This window comes from Streptomyces sp. LUP30, from assembly GCF_001746365.1.
Taxonomy (GTDB): domain Bacteria; phylum Actinomycetota; class Actinomycetes; order Streptomycetales; family Streptomycetaceae; genus Streptomyces.
Genome location: NZ_MJAJ01000017.1, coordinates 1 through 18,516, shown reverse-complemented (window position 1 = coordinate 18,516; position 18,516 = coordinate 1). Strand labels below are relative to the sequence as shown.

At 72.2% G+C, this 18,516-nt stretch carries 18 protein-coding genes and 1 pseudogene; 7 read left to right on the top strand and 12 right to left on the bottom strand.

All coding sequences use genetic code 11. The features are described 5' to 3' along the window. Positions 1-7: 7 nt before the first annotated feature. Both BG482_RS16100 and BG482_RS16095 read right to left on the bottom strand, forming a co-directional pair. Positions 8-1,546, bottom strand: a complete 1,539-nt coding sequence (locus tag BG482_RS16100; RefSeq protein ID WP_256096384.1) for a carbohydrate binding domain-containing protein — start codon at positions 1,544-1,546, stop codon at positions 8-10. Between the two features lie 172 nt (positions 1,547-1,718). Continuing rightward, on the bottom strand, positions 1,719-2,894 hold the full coding sequence (locus tag BG482_RS16095) for an ATP-grasp domain-containing protein (protein ID WP_069769722.1): 1,176 nt from the start codon (positions 2,892-2,894) through the stop codon (positions 1,719-1,721). A 351-nt stretch (positions 2,895-3,245) separates the two neighbouring features. Between BG482_RS16095 and BG482_RS16090 the strand changes: the two genes are divergently transcribed. Together BG482_RS16090 and BG482_RS16085 are read left to right on the top strand one after the other, a co-directional pair. Beyond that, on the top strand, positions 3,246-4,178 hold the full coding sequence (locus tag BG482_RS16090; protein ID WP_069769721.1) for a metallophosphoesterase: 933 nt from the start codon (positions 3,246-3,248) through the stop codon (positions 4,176-4,178). Continuing rightward, the gene (locus BG482_RS16085; RefSeq protein WP_069769720.1) at positions 4,175-4,867 is read left to right on the top strand and encodes a 4'-phosphopantetheinyl transferase; all 693 of its coding nucleotides are present in this window, start codon (positions 4,175-4,177) and stop codon (positions 4,865-4,867) included. Before BG482_RS16090 ends, BG482_RS16085 begins: the two co-directional genes overlap by 4 nt. A 17-nt stretch (positions 4,868-4,884) precedes the next feature. Here the strand turns inward: BG482_RS16085 and BG482_RS16080 are convergent, their stop codons facing one another. Next, positions 4,885-5,145 (bottom strand): hypothetical protein, encoded by a 261-nt coding sequence (locus BG482_RS16080; RefSeq protein WP_069769719.1) that lies wholly within the window; start codon positions 5,143-5,145, stop codon positions 4,885-4,887. Positions 5,146-5,386: 241 nt separating this feature from the next. On the opposite strand from BG482_RS16080, the gene BG482_RS16075 reads away from it, so the two are divergent. After that, positions 5,387-6,415, top strand: coding sequence for an alpha/beta fold hydrolase (locus BG482_RS16075; protein ID WP_069769718.1), 1,029 nt, complete (start codon positions 5,387-5,389; stop codon positions 6,413-6,415). 25 nt (positions 6,416-6,440) lie between these two features. Here BG482_RS16075 and BG482_RS16070 read toward each other — a convergent pair whose 3' ends face one another. Both BG482_RS16070 and BG482_RS16065 read right to left on the bottom strand, forming a co-directional pair. Continuing rightward, positions 6,441-6,971 carry a toxin-antitoxin system, toxin component gene (locus tag BG482_RS16070; protein WP_069769717.1) on the bottom strand — a complete coding sequence of 177 codons (531 nt, stop codon included), beginning with the start codon at positions 6,969-6,971 and terminating at the stop codon, positions 6,441-6,443. 32 nt (positions 6,972-7,003) lie between these two features. Further along, complete coding sequence (locus tag BG482_RS16065; RefSeq protein ID WP_069769716.1) at positions 7,004-7,657, bottom strand: helix-turn-helix transcriptional regulator; 654 nt, start codon at positions 7,655-7,657, stop codon at positions 7,004-7,006. 243 nt (positions 7,658-7,900) lie between these two features. Between BG482_RS16065 and BG482_RS16060 the strand changes: the two genes are divergently transcribed. Continuing rightward, on the top strand, positions 7,901-8,569 hold the full coding sequence (locus BG482_RS16060; protein WP_069769715.1) for a hypothetical protein: 669 nt from the start codon (positions 7,901-7,903) through the stop codon (positions 8,567-8,569). Between the two features lie 380 nt (positions 8,570-8,949). Here BG482_RS16060 and BG482_RS16055 read toward each other — a convergent pair whose 3' ends face one another. Genes BG482_RS16055 through BG482_RS16050 form a run of 3 tightly spaced genes read right to left on the bottom strand, consistent with a single transcriptional unit; the run spans position 8,950 to position 11,122 of the window. Beyond that, on the bottom strand, positions 8,950-9,888 hold the full coding sequence (locus BG482_RS16055) for a PDR/VanB family oxidoreductase (protein WP_069769714.1): 939 nt from the start codon (positions 9,886-9,888) through the stop codon (positions 8,950-8,952). Continuing rightward, a complete protein-coding gene (locus tag BG482_RS43955; RefSeq protein ID WP_176741388.1) occupies positions 9,885-10,058 on the bottom strand; it encodes a hypothetical protein in 174 nt (57 codons plus the stop codon). Before BG482_RS43955 ends, BG482_RS16055 begins: the two co-directional genes overlap by 4 nt. Next, positions 10,055-11,122: an aromatic ring-hydroxylating dioxygenase subunit alpha gene (locus BG482_RS16050; RefSeq protein ID WP_069769713.1), complete on the bottom strand. Its 1,068-nt coding sequence runs from the start codon at positions 11,120-11,122 to the stop codon at positions 10,055-10,057. Before BG482_RS16050 ends, BG482_RS43955 begins: the two co-directional genes overlap by 4 nt. A gap of 597 nt (positions 11,123-11,719) precedes the next feature. Between BG482_RS16050 and BG482_RS16045 the strand changes: the two genes are divergently transcribed. Together BG482_RS16045 and BG482_RS16040 are read left to right on the top strand one after the other, a co-directional pair. Further along, positions 11,720-13,774: a phosphocholine-specific phospholipase C gene (locus BG482_RS16045; RefSeq protein ID WP_069769712.1), complete on the top strand. Its 2,055-nt coding sequence runs from the start codon at positions 11,720-11,722 to the stop codon at positions 13,772-13,774. Positions 13,775-13,866: 92 nt separating this feature from the next. Next, positions 13,867-14,685, top strand: a complete 819-nt coding sequence (locus tag BG482_RS16040) for a phospholipid scramblase-related protein (protein ID WP_069769711.1) — start codon at positions 13,867-13,869, stop codon at positions 14,683-14,685. A 168-nt stretch (positions 14,686-14,853) separates the two neighbouring features. Here BG482_RS16040 and BG482_RS16035 read toward each other — a convergent pair whose 3' ends face one another. Both BG482_RS16035 and BG482_RS16030 read right to left on the bottom strand, forming a co-directional pair. Continuing rightward, positions 14,854-15,825 carry a hypothetical protein gene (locus BG482_RS16035; RefSeq protein ID WP_069769710.1) on the bottom strand — a complete coding sequence of 324 codons (972 nt, stop codon included), beginning with the start codon at positions 15,823-15,825 and terminating at the stop codon, positions 14,854-14,856. Next, on the bottom strand, positions 15,822-16,622 hold the full coding sequence (locus BG482_RS16030; protein ID WP_069769709.1) for a phosphatase PAP2 family protein: 801 nt from the start codon (positions 16,620-16,622) through the stop codon (positions 15,822-15,824). The genes BG482_RS16035 and BG482_RS16030 overlap by 4 nt, the downstream gene beginning before the upstream one ends. Positions 16,623-16,845: 223 nt before the next feature. Between BG482_RS16030 and BG482_RS16025 the strand changes: the two genes are divergently transcribed. Then, the gene (locus BG482_RS16025; protein WP_069769708.1) at positions 16,846-17,460 is read left to right on the top strand and encodes a TetR-like C-terminal domain-containing protein; all 615 of its coding nucleotides are present in this window, start codon (positions 16,846-16,848) and stop codon (positions 17,458-17,460) included. A 176-nt stretch (positions 17,461-17,636) separates the two neighbouring features. On the opposite strand, the gene BG482_RS16020 is transcribed toward BG482_RS16025, so the two are convergent. Together BG482_RS16020 and BG482_RS45195 are read right to left on the bottom strand one after the other, a co-directional pair. Next, the gene (locus BG482_RS16020; protein WP_370745798.1) at positions 17,637-18,152 is read right to left on the bottom strand and encodes a hypothetical protein; all 516 of its coding nucleotides are present in this window, start codon (positions 18,150-18,152) and stop codon (positions 17,637-17,639) included. Positions 18,153-18,286: 134 nt separating this feature from the next. After that, positions 18,287-18,516 (bottom strand): annotated as a pseudogene (locus BG482_RS45195) (hypothetical protein); the annotation flags it as partial.

Below are 18,516 nucleotides of genomic sequence, written 5' to 3'. Positions count from 1 at the left end.
GCCATCCCTAAACAGGTTTGAGAGTCCAGATCGCCGGGGTGGTGTTCTCCTGCTGGTCGGAGAGGCCGTTCATACCGGAGATGCCGATGTGGCCGTAGGCGGTGGCGTCGTCCCAGCCGAAGGTGGACTTCAGCTTGTTCTTCAACCCCTCCGTGGCGTTCACGGTGTTGCCGTACATGTCCGAGCCGCCGCCGAAGTCGAACGGCATGATGGTGAAGACGTCGATGTCGGCGCCGAGCGACTTGGCCTGTTCGATGAGCCGGTTGCCGTAGTAGGTCGGTCCGGTCGTCGACGTCCCGAAGGTCACGATGGTCTTCAGCCCCGGGTTGTTCGACTTGACGGTCTTCAGCGCGGTGAGGATCCGCGCCTGCACGGCCTCGTTCTCGAACTCGTCCGAGTTCTCGATGTCCATGTCGATCGCCTTGAGCGAGTAGGCGTCGATCACCTTCTGCAGGGCGCCGGCGAGCGCGCCGGCGGAGGAGCAGTTGGCGCCTAGCTTGCTGCCCTGCCAGCCGCCGAAGGAGGGCACGACGTCCCCGCCGGCCGAGCGGACCTGGTTGATGACGCTCTGGTCGACCCCTCCGGTCAGCGGCCGGTTGCCGTCCCACATCGGGTTGCAGCCGCCGCCGTCGAGGACGAACGCCATCGTGAACCACTTGACGCCGGTCGCGTTCATCACCGTGGTCACGTTCGGGGGATCGCCCCAGCCCTCGAACAGATAGGGCGCGGCCTGCTTGAACCCGGTACCGCCTCCGCCGCCCGCGCTGGTCGTGACGCTCACGGAGTTCGAGGCTCCGGAGGTGTTCCCGGCGGCGTCGCGTGCCCTCACGGTGAAGGAGTACGCCGTGCTCGCGGACAGCCCGCCGACCGTGGCGGAGGTCCCGGAGACCGTGAGCACCTTCGACGACCCGCTGTAGACGTCGTAGGCCGTGACGCCGACGTTGTCGGTCGCGGGGTTCCAGGACAGCGACACGCTGGAGGAGGTCTTGCCGGTCGAGGTCAGCCCCCCGGGCGCGGTCGGCGCCTGCGTGTCCGAGCCGCCGCCGCCCGGTCCGTCGAGGCTGACGTCGTCGGCCTGGTAGGCGCCCTGGGCGTACCAGCCGTGGACGTAGATCGTGGCGCTGGTCTGCGAGGCCCCGGTGGTGAAGGAGACCGACAGTCGGCTGTACGCCGACGGTGACGTCGTCCAGGTGGAGGCCCCTCCGTCGACGCCGAGGTAGACGTAGGAGCCGCGTACCCAGCCGGTCAGCGCGTACGTGGTGTTCGGCTGGACGGAGACGGTCTGGCTGCACTGCGCGATGTCACTCGAACTCACCGCCCCCGTGAGGGCCTTGGAGCCGCTGTGGACGGGCGAGGAGACGACGGAGCCGAGGTTGCCGGTGCAGGACCAGGGCGAGAGGGAGCCCGACTCGAACCCGGGGTTGGCGAGGATGTTGGCCGCCTGAGCGGTGCCCGGCAGGGCCACTGCTCCGGCCAGGGCGAGGCCGGCGGTGCCGACCAGGGCGAGGAATCGACGCCATGGGCGTCCGAGGGGTGTGCTGCGCACGCGATCTCCCTGAAGGAATGGGGGTGTCCGGGAGTGCAGGGGAGTGCAGAGCTGTGCAAGGGGTGCGCAACAAAGTTGGTATGGACCAATCCGCCTGTCAAGGAGAGCGACGGAATTGGTCCATACCGGTGAGCTGTTTTCTGTTCCTCGCGGGCCGCGGGCGGCGGCCGGGTTACAGCGGCAGGGCCTCCGCGGCGTCGGCGTGCGTCACCGCGACCGGCTCGAGGGACGCGACCGACTCGGTGGAAGCGCCGGGTGCGGGCACGGCCGACAGCAACGGCTCGGCCTCCTCCAGCCGCTGGTGCGGCAGCGCGACCGCGCGGAGCGGCCGGGGGCCCGACACGACCGTGTAGTCCTGCCCCAGGAACGGCGGCACGATCTCGCCCGGGTCCTCGCCGAGCGCCAACTGCACCGCGGCCCAGGGCGCGTTGACGCCGCACAGCGCCAGCTGGTGCAGACCGCCGGCCGGACGGGTGTTGACGTCCATCAGGACCGGCCGGTCGCCGAACATCCGGAACTGGATGTTGGACAGGTAGTGCAGCCCGAAGCCCTCGGCGATGAGACGCGCGGGCTCCAGCCACTGCTCGTGCAGGGTGAAGCCCCGGCGGCGGCCGTTCTTGGTCCGGCCGATGGCCATCCGCAGGACGTTGTCGGGGCCGGTGAGGCAGTCCACCGACACCTCCGGCTGCTCGAGTCGCGGCATGACCAGCCAGTCGACCTGGTCGTCGCCCTGCTCCTCGGCCTGCCGCAACACCTCGACCACCATGTCGAGTTGGACGTAGGGGCTGGGGAAGCCGGTCAGGTGCGCGAGCGAGAAGGGCTTGCGGGTGATCACACGGAACCCCACCCCGCCGGCGCCGGACGCGGGCTTGAAGCAGGCCCTGTGCCCCGCCTCCTCCAACTCCTCCACCGCGGAGACGAGTTCGCTCGCCGAGCGGACCCGGTACCACGGCGGCACCGGCACCCCGATCGCCTGCACGGCCTCGTACGCGATCACCTTGTCGTGGAAGACGGCGACCGCCTCCGGCGGCGGCGCCAGCAGCGCCGTGCCGACCGCCTCGAAGTCGGCGCGGTGCGCCACGACGGCCGCCTGGTGCAGCCGCGGCACGAACACGTCGATGCCACGACGCCGGCACTGGGCGAGCGCGTACTCCACGTACGCGGCCGGGGACAGGCCCTCCGGCTCCAGCTCGGCGGTGTCGGCGGCGGCCAGGACGGGGGAGTCGGCGTCACCGTGCGTGGCGTGGATCTCGACGGCCCGGTCGCTGGGATTTCGTCGCAGCTGATCCGTGAAGAACACGTTCTCCGCGTACGTGCGGTTGAGCCAGACGCGTACGCGAGAGACCATGCGAGGCCGCCTTTCACGGTGTGCGGGCAGGGCGAAGCAGGCCCGGCCCGGGCAGGGGAAATGGTGGGTCACCAAACCGCCCTGCGTGAAGGGGCATCCATGGCGGTGGTGTTGGGGCGATCATACGGCTTCTCGGGGGTGCCGCGTGCAACACGCGTGTTACGGATTCACCGATCTCGTTCCCGAACGGGGCCCGGTCGGGTAGAGGCGCGCTACGGCGCAGGTGGGGGCCGGTGCGGTGCCGCGGGCGGCCGGATTCGACCTTGTCCCGCGGGCCCGGATGTGTTCTCGTGGGGAGCACATGTGTGTTCGCGGGAACGCGGAGCGTGGTCTAGTGAGCGGGGACTCGAGGTGACGACGACGGCCGGTGGCGCCGGACGACTGCTGGCCATCAGCGATCTGCACATCGGATATCCGGAGAACCGGGCTCTGGTCGAGGCGATGGCCCCGGAGACGGACGAGGACTGGCTGCTGGTCGCGGGCGACGTCTCGGAGAACGTGGCCGACATCCGCTGGGTCCTGAAGACCCTGGCGAGCCGCTTCCGCAAGGTCGTCTGGGCCCCCGGGAACCACGAGCTGTGGTCCCATCCCAGCGACCCGGTCCCGCTGCGCGGGGTCGCCCGCTACGAGCACCTCGTCGAGGTCTGCCGCGACCTGGGAGTGACGACGCCCGAGGACCCCTACCCGGTGTGGGAGGGCCCAGGCGGCCCGGTCGTCGTCGCGCCGCTGTTCCTGCTGTACGACTACTCGCTCCTTCCGGCCGGCTGCACGACCAAGGCGGAGGGGCTGGCCTACGCGGAGAGCACCGGCATCGTCTGCAACGACGAGTACCTGCTGCACCCCGACCCGTATCCGTCCCGCGAGGCCTGGTGCCGGGCCCGGGTCGCCGAGACCGAACGCCGGCTCGCCGAGATCCCGGGCGATCTGCCCGTCGTCCCCGTCAACCACTATCCGCTGCACCGGCACCCCATGGACGTGCTGTGGCACCCGGAGTTCGCCATGTGGTGCGGCACCACGCTGACCGCGGACTGGCACCGCCGCTTCCGCGTCGCCGCCATGGTCTACGGCCACCTGCACATCCCGCGGACCACCTGGCAGGACGGCGTCCGCTTCGAGGAGGTGTCGGTGGGCTACCCCCGAGAATGGCGCAGACGTTCCGAGCCGCCGGGCCGGCTGCGACGCATCCTGCCCACGGACCCCGGGGAGTCCGAGGAGCCCGCGAAACGCCCCGGGCGGCCCGGGGAGCGCGCGGACGAGTCCGGACGGAAGACGGAGGCCCGGTGATCGAGGATCTGCTGCCAGGGACGGTGGTCGCGGTGGAGGCCTTCGGCGAGGAGGGCGTTCGCGAGTTCGGGGACGCGCCGCTGTACCCGCAGGAGGAGGCGCTGCTGACGCGGGCGGTGGACAAACGCCGTCGCGAGTTCACCGTGGTACGCGCCTGCGCCCGGCGGGCCATGGAGAAGCTCGGCGTGGCCCCGCAGCCCGTGCTGCCCGGGGAGCGCGGCGCGCCCCAGTGGCCCGACGGCCTGACGGGCAGCATGACCCACTGCGAGGGCTACTGCGCCGCCGCGCTGGTCCGGGTCGACGACCTGGCCTCCCTCGGCATCGACGCCGAACCGCACGCCCCCCTTCCCGAGGGCGTGCTGGCCGCCGTCGCCCTGCCCGCCGAGGCGGCCCGGCACGAACGCCTGGCCGCGGAGCGTCCCGAGGTGCACTGGGACCGGTTGCTGTTCAGCGCCAAGGAATCCGTCTACAAGGCGTGGTTCCCCCTCACCCGTAAGTGGCTGGACTTCAGCGAGGCCGACATCGACCTCACGGCCGCGGGCCCCGACGCGGGCTCGCAGGGGACCTTCCGGGCCCGGCTGCTCGTGCCCGGCCCGGTGGTGGGCGGCCGGCGGCTCGGGCACTTCGAGGGCCGCTGGACCGTCCGGCGGGGCCTGGTGGCGACGGCCGTGACGGTCCGGCACGGCTGACGCCGCCGGCCCGGCGGTCACGCGCGGGGGCACCAGCTGTGCAGCAGCCGGAAGAACTCCTCCTCGTTGCCCGTGAGCCCGGCATCCGCCAGCGCCCGCTCCGCCTCGGCCAGCACCCCGGGCGGGACCACGGGAGGCAGCCGGTCGTGCGGTGGGCCGGAGAAGCCGGCGCCCTCGCCCCTCCCCTCGTCGCCGAAGGCCGCCCGTACCGTGTGCAGCAGCCTCAGGTAGGCCTGCACGGCGGTGCGCTCGCGGTCGGTCAGTACGGCTGTGGGCATCGGTCGGCTCTCCCCGTGTCGGCGTCGTCTCCCACGCGCCCCGACGGCGCGTACGCCCCCGTGCGGCGGCGCACTCCCCAGCTTGCCGTCCACCACTGACAATCCGGCCGTGCACCGCGTCGGTTCGCCCGCTTAGCCGAGGCGAAACCTCTGCGAAATCCCCGGTGGGAAACGGGTCCTACGCTGGGGTGAAGGGCTTTCGGTCCAGCGCCGGCGGACGGCGGGAACAGGAGGCGAGCAGGTGATCGACGTCCCCCGGCGACGCGCCGTGCGCACCGCACCGGCGCGTCCGTCGGCCGACGGGCAACCGGAGTTGCGCCACCGGGTCGTGCACGGGCACCGGCGGGCCTTCCGCATGGCAGGCGAGGGGCCGGCGCTGGTCCTCGTGCACGGCATCGGCGACTCCTCGGCGACCTGGGCCGGGCTGATCCCCGCCCTCGCCCGCACCCACACCGTCATCGCCCCCGACCTCCTCGGCCACGGCGCCTCCGACAAGCCCCGCGCCGACTACTCCGTGGCGGCCTACGCCAACGGGCTGCGCGATCTGCTCAGCGCCCTCGGTGTCGAGTCGGCGACGCTGGTCGGTCACTCGCTCGGCGGGGGAGTGGCCATGCAGTTCGCCTACCAGTTCCCCGAGCGCACCGAACGGCTGATCCTCGTCAGCGCGGGCGGGGTCGGCCGGGAGGTGAACCCCGCGCTGCGCCTGGCGTCGCTGCCGGGCGCCCATCTGGCGCTGTCCGCCCTGCGGTTGCCCGGCGCCCGCCTCCAGGTCGGCCTCGTCGTGCGCCTGATGCGGCTTCTGGACACCGACCTCGGGCAGGACGCCCCCGAACTGCTCCAGCTCGTCGACGCCCTGCCGGACGCCACCTCGCGCAACGCCTTCATCCGCACGCTGCGCGCGGTCGTCGACTGGCGCGGGCAGGTCGTGACCATGCTGGACCGCTGCTATCTGACGGCGGGGATGCCCACCATGCTGCTGTGGGGCGACCGGGACAGCGTCGTGCCGGTACGGCACGCGTACGGCGCCCACGAGGCGATGCCGGGCAGCCGGCTGGAGATCTTCGAGGGCGCCGGGCACTTCCCGTTCCACAGCGACCCGGACCGGTTCCGTGCCCTGGTCGAGGAGTTCACCCGGACCACCGCCCCGGCCGACTGGAGCCGGGACCACTGGCGGGCACTCCTGCGCGCGGGCCGTCGCACGGTCACCACGGGCCTGCCCGACGGCACGGCGCAGGACCTGCGCGAGGCGAGCGAACGCAGCGGCACCTGACCGCCCCGCGTCAGGACCTGGTCGGTTACTTCTGCGGTCCGAGGTATCCGAGCGACGCCTCGATCCGGCCCGCCAGGTGGTCGCGCTGCCCACGACCGCGTGGCGCCGAACCCGGCAGCCAGGCACGGCACTTGCTGGCCAGCAGCAGGCCGAACGTCTCGGCCTGCCGCTCGTCTGCGAGATCGAAGCGGGTGCGCGCGGCGACGCTGCGCACGGTCGCCTGGAGATCCGCCCCGTCGTTGAGTAAACGGGCCGCGACCGCGGCGCCCTCGACGTGATGGCTGCAGTGGCCCGCCTTCATGTGCCACAGCTCGTGCCCCAGGATCACCAACTGGTGGTCGGGGGCGGTGCGTTCCTCGATGACGACCAGGTCCTGGTCGGCCATGTCGAGCCACAGCCCGCTCGCGGTGTCGGCGGGGAAGGACGCCATGCGGAAGTGGACCGGGCGGCCGCGCCGTCTGCTCATGCCGTCGCACAGGGCGGTGTAGAGGGCGGCAGGCGCCGAGGGGGCCGGGAGGGTCAGCTCCGAGACCAGCTCGCCGCTGAGACGGCGCATTTCCTTGGCGATGTTCACGCTTCTCCCCCGGATCACGACTCGGGCCGCTTCACGCTCTCCAGGAGCATGTCCAGCCACTCGGCGACCTTGTCGCGGTGCTGGTCGGTGGGCAGCTGGGCCGCCCGCCACGCGATCCCGCGTACGCCGTGGTCCTGCAGCAGCCGCTCCAGCGGGTCCTCGGCGGCCGCGGCCGCCTCGCGCGCGGCGAGCTTCTGCAGCAGTTCCTGCTCGGTGTGCTGCAGGGTTCCCGCGAGCGCCTCCGGGTCCTCGGCCGTGAGGAACCCGGCGTGCACGCGGAAGAACCGCTGGAGGGCGTCGCAGTGCTCCATCGTGGGGCGCCGGTCGCCATTGATGAGGGCGCCCGCCTGCTGGCGCGACATGCCGGCGCCGTCGGCGATCTCCTGCTGGGTGTACTTGCGGCCGTTGGGCTTGAGCCGCGTACGGCGCAACAGGTCCAGGCGCTGCAGGAACCGGGCCTGGACGTCGGGCTCCCCGGCGGGCCGGCCGCTCAGCAGGGCCTTGACCACGGACTCCGGGACCCCGGAGGCGACGGACAGCCGCCCCGTGGCGAAGACCTCCGCGTGCGGCACGCCCAGCCGGTCGGCGAGCGCGGCGACACGGGCGACGACGGCCGACAGCAGCACGGTCGCCGCGGCGCCCGGAACCTCGAAGCCATCCTCCGACACCGACAGGTCTCCTAGGTCTCTCACGTCCCTCTCACAGGCACACGATCACCGGCACGGACGGTCGCCGTGAACTGGGTGGAGGGTAGCGGGTTTTTCGAACTCACATCCAGGTCTCGCCACAACTGTGGCCAATTTCAGCCGTCAACGACCACGGAATGCCACGATAGTTGACATGCCTCGCGTCCGGGCAGCAGGATCGAGGCGCCGCGTGAAGGCCGCATAGGCAAGAGGGGTGACCTCCCGATGGCATATCAGGCAGGAGGGCAGCGGTCCGTACCGCGGCCCGTCCCCGAGAGTCCCGAGGCCCAGGCGTATCTGCAGGACTACGCCGCATATCTGCAGGCCGTGCCCTTCCCGTCCGTCGTTCTCGACCACCGCTGGGACGTGGTGCTGTCCAACGCCGCTTTCGCGTCACTTTTCCGGGACGTGAGTCCCCACCCGACGGCTCTGCCGGGCGACAACTTCCTGCGGTTCGTCCTGTTCCATCCTGACGCGCCCTCGGTTCTCGGTGACCACGAGGCCGGCTGGTGCCTGCCGATGCTCGCCGGCTTCGCGGCGGCCGTCGAACGTCACGTGCACGACCACGCGCTGCAGGCGATCCGTCGTGAGATCGCCCAGGACCCGATCATGGAGGCCGCCTACCGGCAAGGGCTGCCGCACTGGATCCGTGCGGTCGGCGAGGGCGCCGTCGAGCACGACGGGGCGGTCCGCCCGCTCCTGCACCCCGACCCGCGCTGGGGCGCCACGGAGTGCCGCATCGTCGGGGAGACCCCCAGGACCCTGCGGGACATGGGGTACACGCGGCTGACCATGGTGCTGCGCGAGACCCGTCCGGCGGCCACGCCCCGCAGGGCGCGCAGCGCTCGCCGCGGCGCGAGTCACCTCAGCGTGGTCCCGACCCGGGAGAGCTGACCTCGGTCGGCGCGCCCGCCTCTGCGAAAGGCTCCCGCCTCCGCTGCGGGCCGTGGATGACACGCCGTGCACGGCGAGGACGTCCGTCGGACACCTGTCGGGCGTCGGACGGGCTGCCCGTGAGCGAGCGGTCCCTTCTCGGCCTTCCTGTTTCTCCCGGTCGGCCCCCACGGGGTCCCCTCCCCAGCCGGGCCGGGCCGGGCCGGGTGCCGTCGGCGTTCAGGTCGCCGACGGCACCCTGGTCGGGGTGCCGGTACGGGGCGGGCGGACCGGCGAAGCGCGGGGGTCCCCCACACGAACCGGGCGCGCCGGTCCGCACGCACCCCGTCCACGCCGGCCGACGCCCGCACGCAGACTCGCGCGCCCCACTGTTCCTCGGGTCACAGGTCCAGCACGAGCTTCTTCCCCCGGCACCGTGACACACAGATCATCATCGTCTCCCCGGCCTCCCGCTCCTCGGCGCTGAGCACGGAGTCCCGGTGTTCCGGCGTGCCGTCCAGCACGTCGGTCTCACAGGTGCCGCAGGTCCCCTCGGTGCAGGAGTAGAGCACCTCGACGCCCGCCGCGCGCACGGCGTCCAGCACCGATACACCCGGTGCGACGGTGAGCGTACGGCCGCTCTGCGCCAGCTCGACCTCGAACGCCCCGTCCTGGGCGACCGGTTGCTCCTTCGCCTGGAACCGCTCGACCCGCAGCGCGTGGGCCGGGCAGCGCTTCTCCACGGCGTCCAGCAGCGGGCCGGGGCCGCAGCAGTAGACGAGGGCGTCCTCGGGCAGCGCGTCGAGCACCGAACCGAGGTCGAGCAGTCCGGCCTCGTCCTGCGGGGCGACGGTGACCCGGTCTCCGTAGGCCGCCAGCTCGTCGGTGAAGGCCATGGAGGCGCGGGTGCGGCCGCCGTAGAGCAGGCTCCACTCGGCGCCCGCCGCCTCGGCCGCCGCCAGCATCGGCAGGACGGGGGTGATCCCGATGCCGCCCGCGATGAAGCGGTACCGGGGCGCCGGGCGCAGCGCGAAGTGGTTGCGCGGGCCGCGCACCGCGACCTTGTCCCCCTGCCTCACCCGCTCGTGCACATGGGCGGATCCGCCTCGCCCGTCCGCCTCGCGCAGCACCGCGATCCGCCAGACGGCGCGGTCGGCCGGGTCGCCGCACAGGGAGTACTGCCGTTCCAGGCCCGGTCCGAGCACCACGTCGACATGGGCGCCGGGCTCCCAGGCCGGCAGCGGCTCGCCCAGGGGGTGGCGCAGGGTGAGGGCGAGCACTCCCTCGGCCGCGAACTCCCGCCGCCCGACGACGAGTTCGGCTTCGTACACGTCGCTCATGAGGTGCTTCCCCGCGGCTGGTGTCCGTCGGGGTGGCCGAGCATCCACTCCCACATCTCGATCGGGTCCTGCGAGGCGTGCTCGGCGCCGCAGTGGCAGGTGCCGTGCAGGACGTCCGTGCCCGGCAGCCAGTCGACGCGGTAGATCTCGCCGGTGTCGCCGGTGCTCACAGGACCTTCTCCACCGGCTTGTCGCCCTCCTCCGCCAGCCGGGCGAGGATGCGGCGGGCGGCCAGGCCGCCGGTGTCGATGTTGATGCTCAGCTCCTGGTAGCCGGAGCGCTCCGAACCGAGCGTGCGCTGAAGGAGGTTGAGCGCGTCGACGTCCTGCATGACCACCGTGTGGTTGTTGCCCCGCAGGAACTCGGTGACCTCCTCGTCGTCCGTCGCCCAGTCCCTCGAGACCATCCAGAAGTCGTACACCTTGCCGTCGGCGGACGGCGTGATGGCGTAGGTGATCTCGGTGTGGAAGCCGTTCGGGTCGCTGCCGTCGGCGTCGGGCAGGACGCCCACCGGTGCGATGCGGCTGTGCAGCAGATACAGGCAGGGGGCGTGGTACTCGATGTCCTGCCAGCGGGTGATCCGCCCGTCGATGCCGGTGGAACGGGCGTAGAACGGCGGGCACTCGGCGTCGTCCATGTGCCGGCTGACCCGCACGATCCCCGCGCCCTCGTCGACCTCCGTGGTGATCGGCGTCTCGGCGACCTCGGGGGTGCCTATGTAACCGCCGTGCAGATACGTCTCGTGGGAGAGGTCGAGGAGGTTGTCGACGAGCAGTCCGTAGTCGGCGTCGATGGGCTCCATCCCGCGCACGGTCGTCCAGCCGGGGGAGTCGAGGTGCCGGGCGCGCGGGAGGGTCCGCGGATCGGCGAGGGCGGGGTCGCCGATCCACACCCACACCAGGGAGTCCTGCTCCACGACCGGGTAGGCGGTCACCCGCGCGGTGCGCGGGATGCGTTTCTGGCCCGGCACGTAGACGCAGGCGCCGGTCGTGTCGTACGTGAAGCCGTGGTAGCCGCACACGATGCGGTCGCCGTCGAGTCGGCTCTCGGAGAGCGGGAACCTGCGGTGCACACACCGGTCGTGCAGGGCGACGGGCGTGCCGTCCTCCTGCGTCCGGTAGAAGACGAGCGGCTCACCGAGGATCGTCCGGCCGAGCAGCTCCTCGCGCCCGACCTCGTGACTGTAGGCGGCGACGTACCACTGGTTCCTGGCGAAGGCGGTGGTGTGAGGCATGGGCGTTTCCCGTCCCTGTCGGCGGGGCCTCGTCGCCCCGCGTGCCGTGATGGGGAACAGGTTCCTGACGGCCGTGGTCGCCGCGCAAGGCGGCTTCCGCCAGGCGGAAGCATCTCTACGGAAGTGCCGGTCAGAGCCTTGTCGCGCGACTCGCTCAGCACGTGTCCGCGCACCGGCCCCCCGTCGGCCGCTCCCCGCCCCCTGCGCGACCCCGTTCGGTCGGTGCACGAACTCGTCTGCACGTTGGAGCAGTTGACGAACACCTACCACTCGCGCGGAGAGAAGACCTACCGGCACTCGACCTCACCCGCCGCTCCGACCTGCCGTCCCCGGTGATCGCACCGGCTCCCCGCGCCGGCTGATGGTGCGGTCGCCCCGGCACGCGGCGCAGGAGGAAGCGGGGCCGGTCCCGGGCGACCGGCGGTGCTGGTCCTTTTGGCGATCTCTTGGCCTGTCGCACGTCCCGCGTACCGACGACTTTCACATGGGCGTCATCCGACCCTTCCCTGACGTTCGGTGCCCTTGCAAAACTCCTTGCGCGCGCATCCCGTCACGAACCGGCCGGCAGAACCCTTCTGTACGAGAGGTGCCTCACCCATGTCCGAAGTCAACCGGCGACGCTTTCTCCAACTCGCGGGCGCCACGACGGCGTTCACCGCGCTGTCCAGCAGCGTGGAACGCGCCGCGGCGCTGCCCGCGAACCACCGCACGGGGTCGATCGAGGACGTCGAGCACATCGTCGTCCTGATGCAGGAGAACCGGTCCTTCGACCACTACTTCGGCACTCTGCGGGGCGTCAGAGGCTTCGGCGACCCGCGCCCGGTCACCCTCGCGAACGGCAGGCCGGTCTGGCACCAGCCGGACGCCGCGGGCAAGGAGGTCCTTCCCTTCCGCCCCGACGCGGACGACCTGGGCCTCGCCTTCGTCCAGGACCTGCCGCACGGCTGGAACGACGGCCACGCCGCCTTCAACGGCGGCAGGTACGACAAGTGGGTGCCCGCCAAGAGCGCCACGACGATGGCCTACCTGACCCGCGAGGACATCCCCTTCCACTACGCGCTGGCGGACGCCTTCACCGTCTGCGACGCCTACCACTGCTCGTTCATCGGCTCCACCGACCCCAACCGCTACTACCTGTGGACGGGGTACACCGGGAACGACGGCAAGGGCGGCGGGCCGGTCCTCGGCAACGACGAGGCCGGCTACAGCTGGACCACGTACCCCGAACGCCTGGAGCAGGCCGGGGTCTCCTGGAAGATCTACCAGGATGTCGGCGACGGCCTGGACGCGAAGGGCGGCTGGGGCTGGATCCAGGACGCCTACCGCGGCAACTACGGCGACAACTCGCTCCTGTACTTCAAGCAGTTCCAGAACGCCGCACCGGGCGACCCGCTCCACGACAAGGCCCGCACCGGCACGGACGCCCGCACGGGCGAGGGCTACTTCGACCGGCTGAAGGCGGACGTCAAGTGCGGGAAGCTGCCGCAGGTCTCCTGGGTCGTCGCGCCCGAGGCCTTCACCGAGCACCCCAACTGGCCCGCCAACTACGGTGCCTGGTACGTCTCCCAGGTCCTGGACGCGCTCACCGCCGACCCCGCGGTGTGGGCGAAGACGGCCCTCTTCGTCACCTACGACGAGAACGACGGCTTCTTCGACCACCTGCTCCCGCCGTTCCCGCCCGCCTCGGCCGCGCAGGGCCGTTCGACCGTCGACGTCGGGCCGGACCTCTTCACGGGCGACAGCAGCCACCCCGCCGGCCCCTACGGGCTGGGCCAGCGGGTGCCCATGCTGGTCATCTCCCCCTGGAGCAAGGGCGGTTACGTCTGCTCCGAGACGCTCGACCACACCTCGGTCATCCGGTTCATGGAGCGCCGATTCGGTGTGCACGAGCCGAACATCTCGCCGTGGCGGCGCGCCGTCTGCGGCGATCTGACCTCCGCGTTCGACTTCTCCCGCACGGACACCCGACCCGTCGCCCTGCCCGGCACCGACGGCTACCGGCCCCCGGACCGGGAGCGCCACCCCGACTATGTGCCCACCCCGCCGGCCCACCCCGTCCTGCCGAAGCAGGAGCGCGGCTCGCGTCCCACCCGTCCGCTCAAGTACGCCCCTCAGGTGGACGGTTCGGCCGATGCGATGGCCGGGACCCTCACCCTCACCTTCGCCTCGGGCGCCAAGGCCGGAGCTGCCTTCCTGGTGACCTCCGGCAACCGCGCCGACGGCCCGTGGAGCTACACCACCGGGGCGGGCGCGACCGTCTCCGACACCTGGAACTCGGCGTACTCCGGCGGCTCGCACGACCTGACGGTGCACGGCCCGAACGGATTCCTGCGCGTCTTCAAGGGGGCGGGGAAGGCGACCGGACCCGAGGTGGTCGCACGGCACGTCGGAGACGGCGTCGAGCTGATCTTCACCCACCGGGGCAAGGACACGGCGGAGTTGACGGTGGCCGACGGCTACGGCGGGCGCACCACGACCGTCAGGCTGCGCCCCGGCGCCGTGCTCAAGCGGACCGTCGACCTGCACGCGAGCCGACGCTGGTACGACCTCACGGTCACCTCGGCCGCCGACCGGGCGTTCCTCAGGCGGTTCGCCGGACACGTCGAGAACGGGCGGCCCGGCCTCAGCGACCCGGCGATCGTCACGGAGTGACCCGCCGGCTCCGTCAGGACGGTGAACGCTCGGCGAGGCGCGGGGACTTGGAGCTGTTCAGCTCCCCGGTGGCCTCGGGATAGTGTGCCCCGGTGACCACGCAATCGAACACACCTGCAGGCTGGTATCCGGATCCGCACGGGGCTTCCCGGACCATGCGCTACTGGGACGGCGTCCAGTGGACCGAGCAGACCCAGCCCGAGGGCACGGGGCAGGACGCGCCGCAGGTTCCGCAGCAGCCGGCGCCGGACCAGCGGGTCCGGCGCCAGGTCCAGCAGCAGGCCGGCGTCGCACCGAGCGGCCCCGGCGGCGGCACGCTGTTCAGCGAGCCGGTGCTGGTGGTGAACCAGAAGGCCAAGCTCATCGAGCTGACCAACGAGTACAAGGTCATGGACCAGGAGGGCAACCAGCTCGGCTCGGTGGTCCAGGTCGGCCAGGGGGTGCTCAGGAAGATCGTGCGCTTCGTCTCCGACTTCGACCAGTACCTGAGGCACAAGCTGGAGATCCGCGACGCCCAGGGGCAGCCGGTGCTGCTGCTGACCCGACCGGCGAAGATCTTCAAGTCGAGGGTGATCGTCACCCGCCCCGACGGGCAGCCGGTCGGTGAGCTCGTCCAGCAGAACGTCTTCGGCAAGATCAACTTCGCGATCAACGCGGACGGCCGACAGGTCGGCGCGATCAAGGCGGAGAACTGGCGGGCCTGGAACTTCGCGATCGTCGACCACGAGGACAACGAGGTCGCCCGGATCACCAAGACCTGGGAAGGCCTCGCCAAGACGATGTTCACGACCGCGGACAACTACGTCCTGCAGATCCACTACCAGCTGCCCGAGCCGCTGCTGAGCCTGGTCGTCGCCACGGCCCTGACCGTGGACACCGCGCTCAAGCAGGACGCGCGCGGTCTGGGCTGACGCACGCGGACTGGGCTGACGCGCGCGGCCCGGGTCGACGTGCGCGGTCCGGTCGTGGCCGGGCCGTGTCCGCTCCGAGGCGCGCGGCTGGGCCGGCATGCCGCCGCCGCGCACCGGTACGGCGAAGGGGGGCGCCTTCCCCGGGAAGGCGCCCCCGTGTGCGTGGCGCTACAGCGGCGTCAGGTGCTCAGGTCCGTTCGCCGGCCGGGGCAACAGCGCGGGTTCGGCCGAGGCGGTCTCCGGCCTCAGGGCCAGCACCGCCGCCACCGGGTGGTCCTCGTCGTCGACGACCGGACGGTCCTCGTCGGCCACGGCCGCCGGGTGCGGCGCGGCCCGCGACAGCAGCACCACGCCCCGGCCCGCCAGCCCCGCCCCGGCCAGCGCGAGGAGTATGCCCAGGAGGCCGCCCTGCAGCCGTTCGCCGAGCAGCGCGAGGCCGATCGCCGCGGCGGCCACCGGGTTGGCCAGGGTCACCATCGCCAGCGGGGCGCCGAGGCCGTCCCGGTAGGCGGTCTGCGACAGCAGGAGTCCGCCCGTGGCGAAGGCCGCGACCAGCAGCGCCACTCCGATCACCTGCATGCTCAGCAGCGAGCCCGAACGGTCCGTGGCGGCCACCGTCACCGTCTGGGTGAGCGCCGAGGCGACGCCCGAGGCGAATCCGGACGCGGTCGCGTGCCGCAGCCCGGGCCGTGCGCCGCGCCGGGCCAGCAGTCCGATCAGCGCCGCCGTGGCTCCCGCCACCGCGACCGCCTCCGGCATGCTCAGCACGTCCTCGGGAGCGGGTCCCGACGCCGTGACCAGGATCGCGGCCAGACCGGCCAGGGTGAGGCCGGTGCCCCGCCACTCGGCGGTGCTGACCCGGCGCCCGGCCACCCGTGCGCCCATCGGCACCGCCGCGACCAGGGTGAGCGCGCCGAGCGGCTGCACCACCGTGAGCGGGCCGTACTTGAGGGCGACGACGTGCAGCAGCGCGGCGGCGGCGTTCAGCCCCACCGACCACCACCAGGCCCCGTTGCCGAGCAGCCGCAGCAGGCCGTCGCCGGGATGCCGGGAGGCCAGCCGCTCCTGGGCGACGGCGGCGGCCGCGTAGGCGACGGCCGAGAAGAGGGAGAGGACGACGGCGACCAGGTTGGCGTTCATCGGCCCGCTCCCACCAGGACCGGCGGCTCCTCGGCCGGGACGAGGGCACGCGGCCCGCGTGCGGAGGTGGTGGCCGTGCTTCGGGGAGCGTGGATCAGGATGAGTGCGAGGCCGAGCAGGACGCCCGCCGCGATCGCGTCGAGCCAGTAGTGGTTCGCGGTGCCCACGATCACCAGGAGGGTCAGCAGCGGATGAAGCAGCCACAGCCAGCGCCATCGTGACCGGGTGGCGACGATCAGTCCGATCGCGAGCATCAGAGCCCAGCCGAAGTGCAGCGAGGGCATCGCCGCGAACTGGTTGGACAGATGGTCCGTCTGCGGCGGCCCGTACACCGACGGCCCGTAGACCCGCGCGGTGTCGACCAGTCCGGTCGCCGCCAGCATCCGCGGCGGAGCCAGCGGGAACGCCAGGTGCAGCAGGAGGGCCGCGGCGGTGAGCGCGGCCAGCACCCGGCGCGCCCAGACGTAGTGCGCGGGCCGGCGCAGGTACAGCCAGACCAGGAACGCCAGGGTGGCGGGGAAGTGCACGGTCGCGTAGTAGGTGTTCGCGACCTCGGCCAGGGCGTCGCCGTGCAGCAGCAGGGACTGCACCGTGCCTTCGCCGGGCAGCCCCAGCCATCGTTCGAGGCGCCACACGTCATGGGCGTCGCGGAAGGCCTCGCCGGTGTGGCCGGCGACCAGCTGCCGGCCGAACTTGTAGACGAGGAAGAGTCCTGCGACGAGCAGGAACTCGCGGACTATGGGCGGCCGCGCCGGTGTGGCCGGCTCCGCTTCTGCAGGCTCGGTGCGGGCATTCATCCCCCGGCCCCTTCGCTGACGGTGGTGCGGTGAAGTGGTGCTGCCGTGCGCGTAACTCGTGCATACACCATCGATACGATGTCGTACCGATACGCCAGTGTACCGATACGGACCCGTACCGGTACACTGGCGTCTCGATTGATGTGCGCCACACTGGAGACCGGGCCCGTCCGGGCCCTCGGTGCACAGGCCGGAACGGAAGCGGATCAGGGAGGAAGAGCAGATGACGTCGCAGGCTGCGGACGGACCCGAGTCGGTCGCCGCCACGCGCCGCTCCAAGCTCACGCCCGAGCGTGAGCAGGAATTCTTCGACGCCGTCCTGAACCAGGTACGCGAGTGCGGTTACGAGGCCGTCACCATGGAGGGCGTCGCCGCGAGCACCCGCTGCAGCAAGTCCACGCTCTACCGCCAGTGGAAGACCAAGCCCCAGTTCGTGGTGGCCGCGCTGCGCTCACGCCGCCGGGCCCGGCTGTCCGGCATCGACACCGGATCGCTCGCCGAGGACCTGCGCGAGGCCGCGCGGGCCACCGGCCGCTGGTCGACCAACGACTCCAAGCTGCTGCAGGCGCTCGGCCACGCCGTCACGGGCGACGAGGAACTCGCGAAGGCGCTGCGGGAGGCGCTCATCGACCCTGAGATCGCCGCGCTGCGCGAGATCCTGCGGCGCGGTGTCGAACGCGGCGAGGTCCCGCGGGACCACCCGGCGCTGGAGTACGTCCCGGCCCAGATGTTCGGCGTGATCCGGGCCCGTCCGGTCGTGGACGGGGAGTACGCGGACCAGGAGTACCTGGTCCGCTTCGTGGAGGCCGCCGTGCTGCCGGCGCTCGGCCTCACCTAGAGCTCGACGAGAGCTCGCCACAAGGCTCAGGCCGCCGTCCACGGGATGACCGGACGGCGACCTGTCCCGCGCCGCACCGTGGGGACGGGGGCGGCGCGCACCCCGGCCGGGTGGGGCGCTCCTCGAGCGGAGGAGCGCCCCACCCGGCCGACCGTCTCCCCGAGGCCGGGCCCGGCTCAGACGTGCTGTCCGGCGCCGCCGCCCGTGTACACCTTGATGCCCTGGGTGATGGTGTCGATGACGGACGCGCTCTGGTCGGCGTCGAGGCCGAAGCGCAGCACCACCAGCCGCTTGGCGTCGGCGGGGGCCGGGAAGGCCAGCGACTCCACGTAACCGTCCGCGCCCTTGCTGGTGACCGCCTTCCAGCGCACCAGGTAGCCCTTCTGCCCGGCCACCGTCACCGCCTTCGAGGCGAGCACCTGGTGCGAGGTGATCGCGCCGTACGTCGTGCCGCCGTAGGACTCCACGGAATTGGCCGCGATGTCCGCCTTCGCGACCTCCTCGGCCGTCGTCCCCTTGGTCTTCAGCACCTCCGCGGGCGCCGAGTACACGCCCCCCTTCGTGCAGGTCTTGGAGGTGTCGCCCGGACACTTGTAGGAGGAGTCGGAGGTCACCTGCGCGCCCACGGTCATCTCCTGGCCGGCCCAGCCGGCCGGGATGGGGATGCTGATGCCGTTGAGCGCGTCGTTCACCGAGCCGCTTCGGATCTTCGGCGCCTCGGACTGCCCGGGTGAGGGAGAGCCCCCCGAGCCCCCCGAGCCCCCGGAGCCCCCGGAGCCCCCGGAGCCCCCGGACCCGCCCGGGCCGCCGAAGGGGCCGCCGTCCTGGCCTCCGGGCCGGGGCCCCCGCCCGCCATGTGCTCCAGGAGGGTGTGCGCGGGGTCGTCGGCGAGGCGCAGGAGGACGAGCGCGCCGGGGCGCAGACCCGCGGGGTCGGCGACCGTCACCGTCCAGGAGCCCTGCCGGGCAGGTGCGACACGGGTGAGGGTCCGCCACTCGTCGCGGCGGTTGCCGGGCCAACCCTCGAAAGGCCATGCCCGGGGGCGGATCCCGGCCA